We start from the raw sequence: 17,888 nt of genomic DNA, 5'->3' as shown, positions 1-17,888 counted from the left end.
TGATTATCATTAAAAACGCTAAGCTTAGAGGAAAAGATGGACTTTGGAATATTGTAACGGCAGACGGCAAAATCGTAAAAGTGACACAAAATCATGTGGAGGCTGAGGGGGCTCAACAAGTCCTTGATGCAGACGGGTCCCTCGTTCTGCCTCCGTTTATCGAACCGCATATTCATTTAGATACTACCTTGACGGCCGGTGAACCGGAGTGGAATATCAGCGGCACGTTATTTGAAGGCATCCAGCGCTGGGCGCAAAGAAAAGAGACTCTAACGGCAGAAGACGTGAAAGGAAGAGCCAAAACCGCTTTGAAATGGCAAATGGCACAGGGAATTCAGCATGTCAGAACCCATGTCGATGTCACCGATCCGGAGTTAACAGCCCTTAAGGCGATGCTGGAGGTTAAAGAAGAAGTCTCTCCTTATATCGATTTGCAGATTGTTGCCTTTCCACAGGAAGGGATTCTCTCGTATCCAAATGGAGTACAGCTGCTGGAGGAAGCCTTGAAAATGGGGGCCGACGTGGTCGGCGGAATTCCGCATTTTGAATTCACACGAGAGTACGGGGTTGAATCCATGCAGAAGGCCTTTGAATTGGCTGAGAAATATGACCGTCTTGTCGATATTCACTGTGATGAAATTGATGACGAGCAGTCCCGGTTTGTAGAAGTCGTCGCAAAAGAGGCATATGAACGGGGCATGGGTTCCCGGGTAACAGCGAGCCATACGACCGCAATGGGATCGTATAATGACGCTTACGCTTATAAATTGTTCCGCTTGTTAAAGTTATCTTCGATTAACTTTGTTTCAAATCCGTTAGTTAATATTCATCTTCAAGGCCGATTTGATTCGTATCCAAAACGAAGAGGTCTGACCCGCGTGAAGGAGTTAAACGAAGCAGGCTTAAATGTCTGCTTTGGCCATGATGATATTTTTGACCCTTGGTATCCGCTGGGCACAGGCAATATGCTGCAAGTGCTCCATATGGGCATCCATGCTGCGCAATTAATGGGCTATGACCAAATTGTCAATTCGATTGATTTTATTACAAAAAACAGTGCGAAAACGTTAAACATTGAAGATCGGTATGGCATTGAAGCTGGCAAGCCGGCGAACTTGATTGTCCTGGCTGCGGAAAATGAATATGAAGCCATCCGCCAGCAGGCCGTGGTCCGGTATTCGATTCGCAACGGGCGGATCATTGCCGAAACAAAGCCAAGTGAGGCGTCGGTCACCATTAAAGGTGCAAAAGAAATGGTTACGTATAAAAAATAAAGGAATTTTTAAAGGCCAGAGGAAACTCCGGTCTTTTTTTTGCCCCTTTTTAAGGTCTGATCAGCTCTGAAAACTATTTTATTTTCTTAAGGATAAGTTAAGGAATCCACACGATAATAGGTACATCAAATCAAACAACCCTGGTTCAGCGTGCGTTGCTGGGCTGTGGATCAAAAGGAGCCATGGATATGAAAAAATGGATTTGGACAGTGATCATTTTGTTAGTCATTGGTTTTGTTGGATTTCAGTATTTCAATTCAAAATCAAATGCGCAGGAAGCGACAGCACAGGTTCGAACAGCAACCGTTCAAAAAGGCAAGCTGGAGGTGAAAATCAGCGGGTCTGGTTCAGTTGCCTCTGTTACTAGTGCCGATATTACGGCAGCAGCTGATAATCAAGAGATTGATGAAGTATTAGTTGCAGCCGGCGAGGAAGTGAACGCAGGAGATGAACTGATTACCTTCACTGATGGAAGCGACCCGATCACAGCTCCTGCTGCAGGTACAATCACATCTGTATCCGTTGCAGCTGGACAGCGTGTAACAAGTGGACAAGCTGTCGCTCATTTGACGAATTATCAAGATTTCCAAACCGTTATTCAAGTAGATGAATTAGATATTTCTAAAATAAAAGTGGATCAAACAGCCGACATCACCGTCAGCGCTTATCCAGACAAAACGTTTACTGGAAAAGTGACGGCCGTTGCGGCAGAGGGAACGTCGTCCAATGGGGTAGCAACTTTTGACGTAACGATTCATATTGAAAACCCTGAAAACCTAAAAGTCGGCATGAGTACGGAAGCCAGCATTTTAACAGAAAGCAAGGAAGATGCGCTTTACGTACCAGTAGATGCGGTTCATACAAATGGTGATCAAAAATACGTGATTGTTACTTCCGCTTCAAATGGCAGCGGCAGTTCTGAGGCGGCTACTGAACAAAAAACAGTGAAAACCGGTATTGCGAATGAGGATTATGTGGAAATTACCGAAGGCTTAAGTGAAGGTGAAACCATTCAGCTGCCAGCTCTGGCAGCCAGCAGCTCCTCTACTTCTGAGCAGGGCAGGAGCATGCAGGGATTCGGCGGCATGGGCGGCTTTAGCGGCGGCGTGCCTCAAGGCAGAATGGGAGGAACCAGCGGAGGCAGCATGAGTGGAAGGGGCGGTCAGTAATGGGTACCCCAATGATCGAAATCAAGAACATGATGAAGACCTATAAGCTAGGCGGCGAAACGGTAAATGCCCTGAATAATGTGTCACTCGAGATAGAAAAGGGAGAGTTTCTCGCTATTATTGGCCCTTCCGGTTCAGGCAAATCTACCTTAATGAATATGCTGGGCTGCTTAGACAGACCTGACCAAGGGACGTATAAGCTTGACGGCAAGGATATTGGAAAAATGGATGATAATCAGCTCGCTGCCATCCGCAATCAGAAAATCGGATTTATTTTCCAAAACTTTAATCTGCTGACAAAGCTTACTGCAGTGGAAAATGTCGAATTGCCTTTGTTATATGCTGGGGTGTCCACAAAGGAACGCCGCGAACGGGCCTTAGATGGATTAAATAAGGTCGGGCTGAAGGAGCGGGCAGGCCACCTGCCTTCCCAGCTTTCTGGAGGCCAGCAGCAGCGGGTGGCGATTGCCCGGGCTCTCGCCAGCCAGCCAGCGATTCTTCTGGCCGATGAACCGACCGGGGCGCTGGACAGCAAGACCAGTAAAGAAATTCTTCAGCTGATGAAGGAACTGAATGAAGCCGGCCACACGATCATTTTGATTACTCATGATTTAGAGATTGCCAAACAAGCGAAGCGAATGGTCAGCATTCAGGATGGAGAGCTGCATGAAAATGGAGGTGAGCTGCTTGGGCATTTTGCAGTCCATTAAAATGGCTTTAAAAAGTATCAAAAGCAATAAGCTCAGGTCAGTGTTGACGATGCTGGGGATCATTATCGGTGTCGCTTCGGTGATCGTGCTCGTATCGATTGCCCAGGGGTCAACCAAAAGTGTGACAAGTTCCATTAACTCGTTAGGAACGAACTTATTAACGGTTAATACCTACAGTACGGATATTGAATTATCCGAAGATAAAATCAGTGAGCTGGGGGATTTAAATGGTGTTGAGGCTATCTCGCCGGTTGTTTCAGGGCGTGTCAATTTGAAAAAAGACAGGACTGCTTCTCAAGTCAGCTTAACAGGAACCAATGCTGCCTATTCCGACGTTCGGGATACTGAGGTCAGCCAAGGGCGGTTTATCACGGATCTGGACGTTGAGTACAGGCAAAAGGTGGTCGTTCTTGGATCAGAAACGGCATCGACCTTTTTTGGGACGGATAATCCTGTCGGCCAATATATTCAAGTCGAAGGCACTTCCTTTAAAGTGGTCGGAGTATTGGCTTCGAAAGGAAGTTCACTAGGGCAAAGCGGAGACAATGTCGTGATTGTCCCATTAAGTACCGGCCAGCGGCTTGTTGGTTCTACAGTGATTAGCACCGTTTATTTGCAAGCAAAGGACGAGAATCAAATGGATTTCGTCATGAATGAAGTCAAAATGAAGATGGCAGACCTTTACCCAGGAAAGAGTGATGATTATGGTGTCACGAACCAGCAGGATGTCATGGATACCATGTCTTCTGTTACAGATACGATGACCATGCTTCTCGGGGGAATTGCCAGTATCTCCTTACTGGTCGGCGGAATCGGCATCATGAATATCATGCTGGTCTCCGTATCTGAGCGGACGAAAGAGATTGGTATTAGAAAGGCGATTGGCGCCAAACGGCGGGATATTCTTTTGCAATTCTTGATTGAATCGGTCGTCTTAAGTGCTCTTGGCGGTCTTATCGGCGTGCTAATCGGACTTGGGTTAGGAAAGATTGTCTCATCCTTGATGAGTATAAGCATCTCCTTTTCTTCAACCGTCATTCTGGCATCATTCTTATTCTCACTAGTGGTCGGCGTCGTCTTTGGCATGTTCCCGGCCAATAAGGCTTCAAAATTAAATCCGATTCAGGCGTTAAGATACGAATAACTATCTGTGTTTTAGCAAATTCCAGTTTCTGATCTGTGATTCGCAAATAAAACTAGTAAATTCGCAAATAAAGTTTTTTCTATGGGAAAAACGGGTCAAATTATTACGCAGCGATAGGAAAAAATCTGGTGTAAATAAGAATTTTTTATAAAAATCATACGAAAAGGAGCATTTTCATGAAAAGCACAAGAAAAGTACACTTATGGATTGGATTAATTTGTTCCATTTTTATCTTTCTGGAGTCTCTTACGGGATTAATTATGAATGAACCATGGTTGATTGGACAACAGACACAGACTTTTGAGAGGGGGAATTTTCAGCCAGGACAGTTTCAAGGGCGGCAGGGGATAACCAATGATTCGGCGCAAAATTCTGGACAAACGGAAGGGCAAGCGAATGGCTCAACCGATGGCCAAACAAATGGACAGATGAACGGTCAAACAAGAGGACAATTTGGAATGAACGGACAGTTCCCTGCTGGCGGTGAACGCGGTGCAGGATTCACTGGCGAGGAAGGCTCATCCCAATCTCTCATGGGAATCATTAGAGAACTTCATGAGGGAAGAATTGGCACGACAAATATTAAATGGTTAATTGATCTTGTGGCCGTAGCCATGATGATCTTAACAGGAACAGGGATTTATTTATCTATTAAGATCCTTGGGGCCGAGAGAAAACGGAAAAAGGCTGGATTGGAAAGAGAAACAGCATAAAAAACAAGCTAACGGGTTCACTTTAGAAGTGCGAACATTAAACGCAAGAAAAAACACATTGGAATTTCACAACGGAGTTCCAATGTGTTTTTTTGCTATACAATCAATGGTTATGGATTTCGCATGGTATGGATGCAAACTGAAAACATATTTACACAACTTTTTCCGCACTGTCCCTGTATTTATTGATCTGTCATATATGTACGAACTAATTCGTAACATCTTTCCTTTGTTGATGTATATAAAGAGATATATAATGCAACGTTTTCAAAAGTTCCCCCATTATACTTTAATCTTTCTTGATTAGCCGTTTCTTCTTTCTGGTTTATCCATTTGATTTGTTCAGCTTTTAAATCTTCCATTATCTCTGGAGATAACTCTTTTTGTAGTAAAGCATAAATCTCATTTAAAGCTTTGTCATATTTCTCGTAAGAAACTCCATAGTAGTTTTTCATAGCGTTTGTTACACCGCTATCTGAATCCTTCTTTTCTGGCATAGCGTCAAGTTCTTTTTGGATGTTGTCTAACTTTTCTATAAACTCGTTTCTTCTTCCAGTTATTTTTGATGTTTGGTCTTCCTGCATATTTTCATTATTAATGGATGCTTCAACCGAATTATTATTATCACTTTTATCGGACTTCACTGTACTGTCAGTATATGAATCATTAGATGAAGTGGAATCGTCTGTACTTTCTGAAATGCTATCATCATCCGACTGATTTTTGAGTGATGTAGAATGATCAGAGGTATTGCTGCAAGCAGACATTCCAACCAATAAAATAACTAAAAGGGTTGCTACAATAAAACTTTTACTTTTCTTCATTTCTACAGCTCCAATCTCTTTTTTTGTTCCATACAAATTATTTTAGCATAACCAATAATAACCTTTTAAGTTTTTGTGCTAAAAGTGCGATTAATCAGTTGATTACAAAAAATAAGACTTAGAGATAAAATTTCTCTAAGTCTTATTTTTTGTATTAACCTCAACAGTAAGTAAATTAGTTAAAAACAAGCCTGCTCGGGCTTGTTTCATTTTTATGGGAGGAATTTTACAATTTTTCACCTGTTTCCATTGTTTTTTGTGTAATATAATGATGAGCTATTTTTTTAGAACCATTTGGTCTGCGTGTTATGGTTAGTGCGAGGCCTCCAGCTTTTGTCTTCCTTTTTCAACCTCAATGGCGGAAACAATATAAGCAAACCCGTTCATCAAAAAATAAATCACATTGGATTGTACTCGTTCTGTTTCTTCTAAATACGTGTTAATAATGATGAAAATAGAATATAAAACGACGAAAAAGACAGCAATTTTATTAAAAATGATCACGACAACAACCCCTTCATTAAACTCTTATCTTTATCATATTTGACTTAGGGTGTTCTTATGCAAAAGATTGGTCCAGGTTATCGGGCAAAACATTAGAATGATTTTTTAGAAAGCGGGGATGGGGATGGAAAAATTAACGGCATCTGTGCAAGGAATTTACATAGCTGATCAGCCGGACACATTTGTATCCAGGAGGATTTCTGAAGTTCAATTAGATTTTGGAGGAATCAAGGAGGACCGCCATTTTGGCGTGACCCGCCCGGCTGATTCAAGACAGCCCATGTATCCTAAAGGAACAGAGATATTGAATCGCCGGCAAATCACGATTGTGGCAGAAGAAGAGCTAGCTTTGATTTCACAGGAAATGGGCATAGAAAAGCTAGAGCCAGAGTGGTTAGGCGCTAATATCCTATTATCAGGGATACCGGAATTGACTGGGCTTACCATAGGATCTCGAATTTTGTTTCCAAATGGAGCAGGATTAATCTGTATGGGGGAAAATAAACCGTGTACATTGCCAGGGGCCGAGATTCAGAAACATTATCGGGATGAGCCGAAACTTGCCTCCCGATTTGTGAAGGCAGGGTATAAGCGCAGAGGAATTGTCTGTGCTGTGGAGTGCCCAGGGGAAATCGCTGCAGGGGATGAAGTTCAGCTCCTCGTAAACGATTACGCTGATCCAATGCAATGATTATTGGGAAAAATTAATCCTGCCCATATTGTTTGAAATTCAATTTAGCCTAAAAAAACCAATTAGTAGAGGATGAAGAGTATGTTCCTAACAGAATTGCAGCTGGAGGAGAAAAAGGCGTTTCTTGAATTGGCATCTTACATTGCCAGAATTGATGGGAATTTATCCATTTATGAGTCATCGATTCTTGATAAATATCGGAAGGAAATGGATCTTGCTGACTACCAGACTAAAGGGCTTCCAATGGAAGAAATCCTGCAGTATTTTAAGAGTGAACGCTCCAAGAAAATCGTTTTAGCGGAATTATTTCAACTGATTTTTGCAGATGGGGTGTTCCACGACTTGGAAAGAGAGTCTGTTAAACTGATCAAGACTCATTTTGGCTTTGACGAAGAGGAGTACAGCAGTTTTAAGGACTGGGTAGACAAAATAAAAGAACTTTCGAATCGATAATCGGCAAAACGTAAAAGGACTCTCATGTGTCCTTTTTTCTTTTTTGCCTTGACATGGAATGCGTTTCATATATTACACTCTAACCAAATATAGGAAGCAAGGAGAGGTTTCTATGGCAGAGTTATTGTTTCTTTGTTTTGTTACCTATTTGGCAGCATTTTTTTGTCTAAGGTCAGCCGGACAAAGTATGGAGGTAAGACCTATCGAGTCATTTGATGATTATTTTCCAGAAAAGAATTAAAATAAAGCTATACTTTGGTTTGCTTGTGGAAGGGTGAGAAGATGACCAATATCAGAGATTTGGCAAAAATGGCTGGTGTTTCCGTCACAACGGTTTCTCGTGTATTGAATCATCATCCATATGTAAACGAAGAAAAAAGGCAGGCTGTGTTAGAGGCCATTCGGGTCACGAATTATCATAAAAATATCAATGCAGTCCATTTAAGCAAAGGAAAAACGCAGCTTCTGGGTGTCGTGATTCCGTTTTCGGATCATCCCTATTTTGCGCTTCTTTTAAAGGGAATTGCAAAGCTGGCGTTTGATCATAATTATAAGCTGGTCGTTTTTCAAACCGATTATTTGGTCAGCCGGGAAATGGAAGCCTTGCAAATGTTAAAACATAAGCAGATTGATGCTTTAATTATTTGTTCGAGAACCAGTGATATGGCTATAATTGAAGAGCATCTGCCATATGGCGCCATTGTATTATGTGAAAATCTAGAAGAGAAAAGGCTGTCAACGACGTTTGTCAATCATTATAAAATCTTTTTCGACGCACTCGTTTACCTCTATAATAAAGGTCATCGAAGGATTGGTTATTGTATTGGGAGAAAATCAGGGTCAAACAGCCAACATCGGGAGCGGGCCTATCGCGACTTTCTTAAGAAATATAAACTGCCGCACCATCCGTTTTATATTATGGATGAGTGCTTCCATTTTGAAGACGGAGAAAAAGTAATTAATCGAATCATGGAGCTGGATACAGCGCCGTCGGCCTTGCTGGTGACAAGTGACCAGGTGGCTGCAGGCATGGTGACCTGCTGTCAGAATCATAATATCTCGATTCCTGGTGACCTCGCCATCATTGGATTTGATAATGAACCGATAGCTAAAATGATGAATATCACTACCATTGAAATTCCTCTTGTGGAAATGGGGAAGAATCTGTTTCTGCAAGCAATCAGCAAGGATGTCTCAAAAAAGGAAATGTCCGTAAAGCTTATTGAAAGAGCAACGGTGTAACCTTTGAGCATGATCCTTCAAAAATACACATCGAAAGTAGGACAGAAAGTGAAAGAACAAAGTGTTATTTTTTTTGATATTGATGGAACTTTGCTAAACCATGATAAAAAATTGCCTCAGTCCACGAAAGAATCCATCTTCAAGCTAAAGGAACTTGGCCATGTCGTAGCGATCGCAACTGGACGGGCTCCATTTATGTTTGAGGATTTGCGAAAAGAATTGGACATTAACACCTATGTCAGCTATAACGGACAATATGTTGTATTAAATGGGGAAGTGATACATACCAATCCCTTAAACATATCTTCGCTGGTAAAACTAACAGAGGAGGCTGTGGAAAACAACCATCCTATCGTTTATATGAATCATGAAGATATGAAAGCGAACGTTCCGGAACACGATTATATTAATGAAAGTATAGATACATTAAAAATAAACAGTTTTCCAACCTATGATCCATACTATTACAAGGGCCGTGAGCTGTATCAATCTCTCTTATTTTGCCAAGAAGGGGAAGAGAAACAGTACGAACAGGAGTTTAAGGACTTTGACTTTATTAGATGGCACCCAGTATCAGTTGATATTCTGCCAAAAGGGGGCTCGAAGGCCAAAGGAATCGAACAAATCGTTCAAATACTAGGGTTTCCTCCGGAGCGGCAATTTGCCTTTGGAGACGGCTTAAACGACGTAGAAATGCTGAAAACCATAGAAAATAGTGTGGCTATGGGAAATGGAGAACAAATCGTAAAAGAAGTGGCAAAATATGTTACTAAATCCGTAGAAGACGACGGCATCTATCATGGCCTCCAGATGGTCGGCCTGCTGTAAACTGCATGGATGGCCAACTGCATGGGGCCTGTCCCCCGCCGCTTTAATGCGTTAAATGGAACATGGAGAGGATGGTCCTCTTCATGTTCTTATTTTAAATTTTGTCATTTTGGTTATTTTTTCATTAGCCAGTTTGTCAGTTCTGTTGCTTCTTTTTCGGTTACGTTTTGGCCTGGCATTTTGCCGATGCCATCGGTGATTATTTTCTTTATTTGCTGCTCGGAATACTTGCTGCCCATGTTTAAAACAGGGGGACCATAGCTTCCTTTTAAATCCGCTCCGTGGCAGGCTAAACATTTGCTTTTATAGAGTGCTTCACCATTTACGGATGTTTTTTCGCTTGCATTGGAAGAACATCCTGCTAAAAGAAACAAGGATAGTCCTAAACCCAGCCATAATCTTTTCATGCTTTTTCCTCCAAATGAAGTTTGTTAGAATCTTTTCACAGTGAGAATATGCAATAAAACTCATTAAAGTAAATCTAGCATAGAAGACATAGCTGCAAATCGATCAATTGTTAAATCTTTTTTAACTTTCAGCAAGGAGAGAGGGAAAATGATTCAGTTCCAGAATGAATTCCTAACTGTTTTTCAAAGCGGCTTATATCAGACCACCTGTACAGTGGTAGAGGCAAATGATTTCATTTTAGTGGCCGATCCCAATTGGCTGCCCTATGAGGTGGAGGAAATAAAGCAGCATGTCGCAAGAATTCAAGGAGAGAAACAGCTTTTCCTTTTGTTTACGCACGGGGATTTTGATCATATTATTGGTTATCGTGCCTTTCCTGGCGCAAAAATAATTGGCAGCAGGGGACTGAAAGAACATCCGGATAAACAGCAAACGGCGGAGCAAATTCGCCAATTTGATATCGATTACTATATTGACCGAGAATATCCGATTGATTTTCCTGAGGTGGAGGTTGTGGTTGAAGAAGATGCACAAATACTTTCTATTGGGGATGCAGCCATTACTTTTTATTTGTCCCCTGGCCATACGCATGACGGGATATTTACTATAATAGAGCCGCTTGGAGTCTGGTTAGCTGGCGATTATCTGTCCGATTTTGAACTTCCCTTTATCTCCCATAGTGCGAAGGCGTATCAGGAAACACTTCGCAAAGCCCAAAGTATCCTAGATCACCATAAGATTGAGGTTTTGGTCCCCGGACATGGCCAATCCACCACTTCCAAGGAGGAAATCCGGCGAAGGATTCAACTCTCAGAGAGGTATCTAGACCGATTAATTGCCGCTGTTCAGCATGAAGACACGGATACAATGGATGAACTAGAAAAACAAATGGCCTATCCATCCAAATTCACCAAACAATCTCATGAAGAAAACATCAGCATCATTCGAAGAGAATATTAAAGGGGCCTGTCCCCCAGTACGTTAATATGTTAACGCGCCGGGGGACAGGCCCCAATTGTTGTTATTTTGTTACTGGTTTCTTTAGGAATCCTAGTAATAGGGCTGAGACGATGGCGCCGATTATGACTGCTAACAAGTAAAGCAGCCAGTTGCCGTCTACGAGCGGGAAGACGAATACTCCGCCGTGCGGGGCGCGCAGGCCAATGCCGAAGTACATGGTTAGGGCACCGGTGATGGCTGAGCCGATCATGACGGAAGGGATCACCCGGACGGGGTCTGCTGCTGCGTAAGGAATGGCCCCTTCTGTGATAAACGATAATCCCATGATGTAGTTGACTTTTCCAGCTTCACGGTCTTGCTGGCTGAATTTCTTTTTAAAGAAAGTAGTGGCAAGGGCGATTCCTAATGGAGGAACCATACCGGCCGCCATAATCGCAGCCATTGGTTCATACACGCCATTGGCAATTAGTCCTGTACCAAATACATATGCTGCTTTGTTAACAGGACCCCCCATATCAAATGACATCATAAGTCCGAGAATAATCCCAAGTATGACCGCATTCCCTGTTCCAAGACCGGATAACCAGTCCGAAATGGCTGTGTTTAACGCTCCGACCGGCTTGTTCACGACAAAATGCATGATTAAGCCTGTTATCGCAATTCCTAAAAGTGGAAATAAAAGAATGGTTTTAATTCCTTCTAATGAAGCTGGAATCCCAGCTAGCACCTTTTTCAATCCAACTACTACATAACCTGCTAAGAAACCTGCGACAAGGCCCCCAAGGAAGCCGGCACCGCCGCTGGCCGCCATCATGCCGCCAACCATACCTGCTGCGAAGCCTGGCCGGTCCGCAATACTCATCGCGATAAATCCTGCCAATACAGGTACCATTAATGCGAAGGCATTACCGCCGCCGATGGTATTTAATGCTGCGGCAAATTGATTATAGCTTGGATCATCGGGGTTCGCGGAATTGAAGCCAAAGATAAAACTGATGGCAATTAAGATCCCGCCGCCGACAACGAATGGCAGCATGTTAGAAACGCCATTCATCAAATGTTTATAAATCGTTGACCCGATGCTGCGGCCTTTTTGATCTGTTTCTTCCTTCGTTTTGTCAGCACCGCCTCTATACACTGGGGCATCTTGCTTTAATGCCCGTTCAATCAATTCCTGGGGCTTGCGGATTCCGTCTGCTACGGGAACCTCAATGACATGCTTTCCATTGAATCGGTTCATTTCAACCTTTGTATCAGCCGCTACAATAACAGCGGTTGCATGTTCAATTTCGTCGGCAGTCAGAACATTCTTTGCCCCGCCAGATCCATTTGTCTCAACCTTAATGTCGACACCCATTTCGGCTGCTTTGGCCTTTAAGGCATCAGCTGACATATACGTATGGGCAATTCCTGTCGGACAGGCCGTGACGGCGACTACAAAGTCCTTCTTTCCAGCCATCGATTGAGTTTCTTCTTCAGCTTCTTCGTCATGGCTGTTAATGATAGTTAATACATCCTCTGCGGACTGTGCTTCTAAAAGCTGCTTGCGCACTTCTTCCTTCATTAAAAGCGTAGAGAGACGGGCAAGGGCTTCGAGATGGGTGTTATTAGCACCCTCGGTAGCAGCAATCATGAAGAATAGGCGTGCGGGCTGGCCATCGAATGACTCATAGTTCACGCCGCCAGCTGAACGCCCAAATGCAATCGCCGCTTGCTTCACGGCTTTTGTTTTAGCATGGGGAATGGCAATCCCGTCGCCAATTCCTGTTGTACTTTGGGCTTCTCGATTTAAAATTTGCTTCTTAAATTCGGATCTGTCCGCTAATTTTCCAGCAGAGTCTAAGACCGTTACTAATTCTTCGATAACATCTGCTTTTTCATGGCTGGTTAAACCAAGATTAATCGTATCTTTGGTTAATAACTCTGTTATTCTCATGATGGTTTCTCCTTTTATTTAAATCTGTTGTAGGTTTACTTGTGGCAGCAGGCTGTCAATTTTTTCAGGGGTGCATAAGCCGATGGAAAAGGCGGTAGCACTTCCAGAAGCCACACTAAAACGGAAGGCTTCTTCAATGGAGTTGGTTTTGGAATAGGTGGCAATAAAACCAGCTACCATGGAATCCCCGGCACCCACAGAGCTTTTCACTTCTCCTTTTGGAACTGAAGAAATCAAGGCCATCTCCTGATTGATCAGGACGGCGCCTTTTTCTGCAAGGGAGACAATAACATTTTGAGCGCCCTGGTTAATCAACTCTCTGCCGTAAGGAATCGCCTCTTCAGGTGTGGTAATCACGGTATCGAATAAATCGCCAAGTTCATGGTGATTCGGTTTGATCAGGAAAGGCTTAAAGGGCAGTACCTTTCTTAATAGTTCCCCTTCCGCATCCACGACAAATTTCGTTCCGGTTTCGCTGCAGATTTTTACGAGATCCTCATAGGTGTCCGCTGGCATGGTCGAAGGGATGCTGCCTGCTAACACTAAAATATCTTCGCTTGTCAGCCTTCGGATTTTTCCCTTTAAGGCTTCAAAGTTTTCTTCGGAGATAGCAGGTCCCTTGGCGTTCACTTCTGTTTCTGTGTCAGCCTTTAGTTTGACATTTATTCTAGTATCTTCGTTGACTTTTACAAAATCGGTGCTGATTTCAAGAGATTCAAGCATTTTTTTTATATATTCACCGGTAAAACCGCCGATAAATCCTAGCGCTTTACTGTCGGCATCTAGTCTTTTTAAAACTTGGGAAACATTAATGCCTTTGCCTCCAGGCAGTTTGGTTTCGTTTTTGGTGCGGTTTAACCCGCCCACGTTTACTTGGTCAAGCTCTACAATATAGTCGAGAGAGGGATTTAACGTTACTGTATAAATCATGATGTAACCACCTTTATCTTTGTCTTACTATTATATTGTTCCTCTATATCAGGATCTAACTCATTGGTCAGGATGGCAGCGGCATGGAGGTCAGCTATTTTGGCAAAAGCAATCTCTGAAAATTTCGATTCATCGGCTAAGATGAAGGCCTCACGAGACAATGAAATCGCCAGCTGCTTAATTATGGCTTCTTCCGGGTCGGGAGTCGTATAGCCGAACTCCGGGTGGATTCCATTGACACCCATAAAGCATTTATCGAACCGGTACTGCTCCAGGCTGTCCAGAGCCCCTCGCCCGATCATCGCTTTGGTTGTCGGTTTTAAGGAACCGCCAATTAAAAAGGTCTTAATGTTTTGATCTAGAAGCTGATTGGCGTGCATGAGTCCATTGGTGACGACCACAATATTGGCTGGCAGGAAGGAAATCATTTCGAAAACAGTGGAACCAGCATCCAGATAAATGGAATCGCCTTCTTCAATTAAATTGGCAGCATATTTCGCAATTTGCTGCTTGGCTTGAAGGTTTTTGGATGATTTCTCTATCATGCTCGGCTCTTGAAGTTTTCCTTGCAGCCGGGCGGCACCGCCATGAACCCTCTTTAAAAACTTCCTATTCTCTAACTGGGTTAAGTCCCGCCGAATCGTGGATTCGGAGGAATTTGTCAACTCCACTAGTTCTTGAAGCTTAACGGTATTCTTTTGCTTTAACGCATGTAAAATCATTTGATGGCGCTCAGTCTCCAACAAAAGGGCCACCTCCTAAAATAACGCTTTCAAATATGACTTTTCTATCATACAGTCATTTTCATTAAAAATCAATCACAAACAAGCAAAAACATTCAGTTCCAATCTCTTCCGTTTTTATTGCTTTACTGCAGCGGGGGCCTGTCCCCCGCTGCGGTAAAGCGAGTGTGTCTCTTTGCTGTACGAGTCAGTTGTGACGTGGTAAAATGTTATTTGTAATATTCTGTTAATTAACTTGCTGTTAATGGACGAAATAAAAGTAGAGATGGAGTGGAGCAGAGCATGGATGGAGTTAGTACAAAGAGCATAGGATATTTTGGTGAGTTCGGGGGCAGTTTTGTTCCTGATGATCTGCAGCAGGTCATGAATGAGCTGGAAGAGCAATTTTTTAAGCATAAGGATGACCCAGAGTTTATTGAGGAATTTAACTATTATTTAAAAGAGTATATAGGAAGAGAAAATCCACTGACGTTCGCTGAAAATTTAACGAAACACGTAGGTGGAGCCAAAATTTATTTAAAACGGGAAGATTTGAATCACACAGGGGCTCACAAAATTAATAATGCAATCGGTCAGATATTATTAGCAAAACGGATGGGAATGAATCGGATTATTGCCGAAACAGGCGCAGGACAGCATGGTGTCGCTACAGCTACTGCTTGTGCGATGTTTGGCATGGAATGCATCATTTACATGGGGAAACTAGACACGGAACGGCAGGCGTTAAACGTGTTCCGCATGGAGCTGCTCGGAGCAAAGGTTGTTCCTGTATCGAAAGGGCAGGGGCGATTAAAAGATGCTGTAGATGAAGCGTTAGGGGATTTGGTGCAAAACTATAAAAATACTTTTTACTTATTAGGGTCTGCAGTGGGGCCGCACCCCTATCCAACCATGGTAAAACATTTCCAGTCGATTATCAGCGAGGAATCCAAACGGCAAATCCTCGAGAAGGAAGGAAAGCTGCCAACAGCGGTGATTGCCTGCGCAGGAGGAGGCAGCAATGCGATTGGCGCCTTTGCCCATTATATGGACGAAAAAAATGTCCGCCTGATTGGGGTTGAACCAGCAGAGGCACCAACTTTAACAGAAGGTGTTCCAGCTGTGATCCACGGGTTTAAATGTTTGACGCTTTTGGATGAAAATGGGGACCCGCAGCCGACGTATTCGATTGCTGCCGGACTGGATTATCCAGGTGTTGGACCTGAACACAGTTACCTAAAGACAAGCGGCAGAGGAGAGTATGTGACCGTAACTGGCCAAGAGGCGTTAGATGCCTTCCTTTTGCTTAGTAAGACAGAAGGCATTATACCGGCACTGGAGAGTTCCCACGCTGTAGCATATGCTATTAAATTAGCAACAGAACTTTCGACTGACGATGTTATGATTGTAAACTTGTCGGGCCGTGGCGATAAAGATGTAGAACAGGTATATAAAATGTTAAAAAATAAATAGATAAAGGTAGCGATTCGTATCTCCGAATCGCTTTTTTGTTTAAACCTCTTCTTAAAAGATCGGTTTATCATGGCATGTTTTTATTTTCATTAGAATATATTTCCTACTACAAAGGTAGTGCGGCGGGAAAAATGGGGGCATTATGTATCAGAGGAGATATAGAAATTACATAGATGACAGCAGAGCTCACGGTTTACTGGATTAGAAGTTGGACTTTGGTTATTGCTGTTAAATACGCCTTTTTTCATATTAGGTTATACACTCCTAGGAAAAAGATTTTTTGTATTAAGCTTTTATGCCATTCTTGTACTAACCGTCATAACCAGCCAGCTTGAGCCTTTTCCTGTCATTACAGCTCCGTATTCCTATTCGGTCTCAAGGAAGCCATCTGCTCCTTGGCCACCTTCTATGTAGCCTATCAAACCATAGATCGATCAATCCGAATCCATTAGGGATTTGCTTTACCTTACTAACGCGGTGGGGGACAGGCCCCAAAATGAAAGATTCTATATGAAAATTGTCCGCTCTGATATAAGATGATAGTAATACATAGAAAAGGGGAATTGGAATTTGGACCGAAATAAATTTTCAAGCATTGCCCACCGTGATCATGCGTTTTACAACCCTTTGAGTGAAGAAAAAATCATGAAAATATGTCAAATCATAGCGCCCAAACCGGATGATAAAGTGATTGATATTGGGGCAGGAAGATGTGAATTGCTAATTCGCTTAGCGGAAAATTACCAAATTTCAGGAACCGCCATTGAATTGTTTAGCGGTGCTGTTGAGGAGGCTAAGAAACGGGCTGGAGGAAGAATTCCTGAGGGGAAGATTGATTTTATCGTGGACGATGCCCGTTCAGCAATAAAAAATTGTGAACAGGGTGGTTTTGATATAGGTATCTGTATTGGCTCAACCCACGCATTAAATGGTTTAAGCGGGACACTTCAAGCGCTGAAGAAGCTAGTAAAGGAAAATGGATACATACTGATAGGAGAAGGATACTGGAAGCAACCCCCTCATCCTGAGTATTTAGAAGCACTTGGCGGGGCAGAGGAGTCTGAATTAACAAGTCATGCAGATAATGTTAAAGCAGGTCAAGACATAGGCTTGATACCTCTTTGGTCCTATACAGCTAATCAAGATGAATGGGATGATTATGAATGGCTCTATTCCACATCCATTGAAAATTACTGTTTGGAGAATCCTAATGACCCGGACTGTGAGGCCATGCTGAAGCGGATTCGCGCCTGGAGAACGACCTATTTAAACTGGGGAAGAGATACACTGGGCTTTGGGTTATACTTATTTAAAAACACCATCTGAAAAATGGATGGGGGTAATCAACAGGATACTCAAAAAGTTAGCCGGATCAAGCCAACTCTTTGAGTATCGTAAATAAAAAAACTATAGAGAGGTGTACTGATTTGGGTATTTAACAATTAGGGTTGACTTATAATTGATGTAATAGTAATATTATCATTCTTGACAGCGAGAAAATATTAAATGAATGTTTTTTTATGCAGGTCAAAAATATAGTTGACAAAATTGATATAGTAATATAATATTAATTCTTGTCACCAGAACAGTGAATTAAATAAATCGAAAATAATCATTGACATGATGTTGGTTATTCGGTATAATAAGTTCCTGTCTTTGAAAATTGTTCTTTGAAAACTAAACAAACAAATACGTCAACAAAAAATATTCGTTTCTTATGAAACGAAGCCAACGTTTTAAATTTATGAGCTATATCAACTTTCTCGGAGAGTTTGATCCTGGCTCAGGACGAACGCTGGCGGCGTGCCTAATACATGCAAGTCGAGCGGGTCTTTGGGAGCTTGCTCCCGAAGATTAGCGGCGGACGGGTGAGTAACACGTGGGCAACCTGCCTGTAAGACTGGGAT

The 17,888-nt window shown here is 42.6% G+C and carries 20 protein-coding genes and 1 rRNA gene; 15 read left to right on the top strand and 6 right to left on the bottom strand.

The genetic code is table 11. The features are described from left to right. Window positions 1-2 precede the first annotated feature (2 nt). From NFS43_RS09940 to NFS43_RS09920, 5 genes are all read left to right on the top strand, one after another. Window positions 3-1,274: a cytosine deaminase gene (locus NFS43_RS09940; protein WP_277613928.1), complete on the top strand. Its 1,272-nt coding sequence runs from the start codon at window positions 3-5 to the stop codon at window positions 1,272-1,274. A 188-nt stretch (window positions 1,275-1,462) separates the two neighbouring features. Then, complete coding sequence (locus NFS43_RS09935) at window positions 1,463-2,443, top strand: efflux RND transporter periplasmic adaptor subunit (RefSeq protein ID WP_251551507.1); 981 nt, start codon at window positions 1,463-1,465, stop codon at window positions 2,441-2,443. Continuing rightward, entirely contained in the window at window positions 2,443-3,153 is a 711-nt protein-coding gene (locus NFS43_RS09930; protein ID WP_277613925.1) for an ABC transporter ATP-binding protein, read from the top strand. The genes NFS43_RS09935 and NFS43_RS09930 overlap by 1 nt, the downstream gene beginning before the upstream one ends. Further along, on the top strand, window positions 3,110-4,297 hold the full coding sequence (locus tag NFS43_RS09925; RefSeq protein ID WP_251551506.1) for an ABC transporter permease: 1,188 nt from the start codon (window positions 3,110-3,112) through the stop codon (window positions 4,295-4,297). The genes NFS43_RS09930 and NFS43_RS09925 overlap by 44 nt, the downstream gene beginning before the upstream one ends. Window positions 4,298-4,473: 176 nt before the next feature. Then, window positions 4,474-5,010 carry a PepSY-associated TM helix domain-containing protein gene (locus tag NFS43_RS09920; protein WP_251551505.1) on the top strand — a complete coding sequence of 179 codons (537 nt, stop codon included), beginning with the start codon at window positions 4,474-4,476 and terminating at the stop codon, window positions 5,008-5,010. 182 nt (window positions 5,011-5,192) lie between these two features. Here NFS43_RS09920 and NFS43_RS09915 read toward each other — a convergent pair whose 3' ends face one another. Then, window positions 5,193-5,834 (bottom strand): lysozyme inhibitor LprI family protein, encoded by a 642-nt coding sequence (locus NFS43_RS09915; RefSeq protein ID WP_251551504.1) that lies wholly within the window; start codon window positions 5,832-5,834, stop codon window positions 5,193-5,195. A 312-nt stretch (window positions 5,835-6,146) separates the two neighbouring features. After that, complete coding sequence (locus tag NFS43_RS09910; RefSeq protein ID WP_251551503.1) at window positions 6,147-6,338, bottom strand: hypothetical protein; 192 nt, start codon at window positions 6,336-6,338, stop codon at window positions 6,147-6,149. Window positions 6,339-6,462: 124 nt separating this feature from the next. On the opposite strand from NFS43_RS09910, the gene NFS43_RS09905 reads away from it, so the two are divergent. The 5 genes from NFS43_RS09905 to NFS43_RS09890 all read left to right on the top strand — a co-directional run bounded on the left by NFS43_RS09905 (window position 6,463) and on the right by NFS43_RS09890 (window position 9,552). Further along, a complete protein-coding gene (locus tag NFS43_RS09905; protein WP_251551502.1) occupies window positions 6,463-7,029 on the top strand; it encodes an MOSC domain-containing protein in 567 nt (188 codons plus the stop codon). 81 nt (window positions 7,030-7,110) lie between these two features. Beyond that, window positions 7,111-7,482, top strand: coding sequence for a hypothetical protein (locus NFS43_RS09900; RefSeq protein ID WP_251551501.1), 372 nt, complete (start codon window positions 7,111-7,113; stop codon window positions 7,480-7,482). 112 nt (window positions 7,483-7,594) lie between these two features. Beyond that, window positions 7,595-7,723 carry a hypothetical protein gene (locus NFS43_RS24370; RefSeq protein ID WP_277613924.1) on the top strand — a complete coding sequence of 43 codons (129 nt, stop codon included), beginning with the start codon at window positions 7,595-7,597 and terminating at the stop codon, window positions 7,721-7,723. Between the two features lie 41 nt (window positions 7,724-7,764). Next, the gene (locus NFS43_RS09895) at window positions 7,765-8,724 is read left to right on the top strand and encodes a LacI family DNA-binding transcriptional regulator (protein WP_251551500.1); all 960 of its coding nucleotides are present in this window, start codon (window positions 7,765-7,767) and stop codon (window positions 8,722-8,724) included. Between the two features lie 48 nt (window positions 8,725-8,772). Then, window positions 8,773-9,552 (top strand): Cof-type HAD-IIB family hydrolase, encoded by a 780-nt coding sequence (locus NFS43_RS09890; RefSeq protein WP_251551583.1) that lies wholly within the window; start codon window positions 8,773-8,775, stop codon window positions 9,550-9,552. 113 nt (window positions 9,553-9,665) lie between these two features. Here NFS43_RS09890 and NFS43_RS09885 read toward each other — a convergent pair whose 3' ends face one another. Further along, window positions 9,666-9,959 (bottom strand): c-type cytochrome, encoded by a 294-nt coding sequence (locus NFS43_RS09885; RefSeq protein ID WP_251551499.1) that lies wholly within the window; start codon window positions 9,957-9,959, stop codon window positions 9,666-9,668. Window positions 9,960-10,107: 148 nt separating this feature from the next. On the opposite strand from NFS43_RS09885, the gene NFS43_RS09880 reads away from it, so the two are divergent. Beyond that, window positions 10,108-10,920, top strand: coding sequence for an MBL fold metallo-hydrolase (locus NFS43_RS09880; RefSeq protein ID WP_251551498.1), 813 nt, complete (start codon window positions 10,108-10,110; stop codon window positions 10,918-10,920). A 61-nt stretch (window positions 10,921-10,981) separates the two neighbouring features. Here NFS43_RS09880 and NFS43_RS09875 read toward each other — a convergent pair whose 3' ends face one another. From NFS43_RS09875 to NFS43_RS09865, 3 genes are read right to left on the bottom strand one after another with little or no spacing between them, the layout of a single operon-like run. Then, window positions 10,982-12,856 (bottom strand): PTS fructose transporter subunit IIABC, encoded by a 1,875-nt coding sequence (locus NFS43_RS09875; RefSeq protein ID WP_251551497.1) that lies wholly within the window; start codon window positions 12,854-12,856, stop codon window positions 10,982-10,984. An 18-nt stretch (window positions 12,857-12,874) separates the two neighbouring features. Beyond that, window positions 12,875-13,786 carry a 1-phosphofructokinase gene (gene pfkB / locus NFS43_RS09870; RefSeq protein WP_251551496.1) on the bottom strand — a complete coding sequence of 304 codons (912 nt, stop codon included), beginning with the start codon at window positions 13,784-13,786 and terminating at the stop codon, window positions 12,875-12,877. After that, window positions 13,783-14,532 (bottom strand): DeoR/GlpR family DNA-binding transcription regulator, encoded by a 750-nt coding sequence (locus tag NFS43_RS09865; RefSeq protein ID WP_251551495.1) that lies wholly within the window; start codon window positions 14,530-14,532, stop codon window positions 13,783-13,785. The genes pfkB and NFS43_RS09865 overlap by 4 nt, the downstream gene beginning before the upstream one ends. 279 nt (window positions 14,533-14,811) lie before the next feature. On the opposite strand from NFS43_RS09865, the gene trpB reads away from it, so the two are divergent. From trpB to NFS43_RS09845, 4 genes are all read left to right on the top strand, one after another. After that, a complete protein-coding gene (trpB, locus tag NFS43_RS09860; protein ID WP_251551494.1) occupies window positions 14,812-15,981 on the top strand; it encodes a tryptophan synthase subunit beta in 1,170 nt (389 codons plus the stop codon). Window positions 15,982-16,203: 222 nt separating this feature from the next. Then, a complete protein-coding gene (locus NFS43_RS09855) occupies window positions 16,204-16,395 on the top strand; it encodes a YitT family protein (RefSeq protein WP_251551493.1) in 192 nt (63 codons plus the stop codon). 156 nt (window positions 16,396-16,551) lie between these two features. Beyond that, window positions 16,552-17,307, top strand: a complete 756-nt coding sequence (locus tag NFS43_RS09850; protein WP_251551492.1) for an SAM-dependent methyltransferase — start codon at window positions 16,552-16,554, stop codon at window positions 17,305-17,307. A 434-nt stretch (window positions 17,308-17,741) separates the two neighbouring features. Beyond that, a 16S ribosomal RNA gene (locus NFS43_RS09845) occupies window positions 17,742-17,888 on the top strand; the annotation flags it as partial.

Source organism: Neobacillus muris, assembly GCF_943193175.1.
GTDB lineage: Bacteria > Bacillota > Bacilli > Bacillales > Cytobacillaceae > Neobacillus > Neobacillus muris.
Note: the sequence above shows the minus strand (reverse complement) of the source record. Positions and strands in the feature narration are given on the sequence as shown.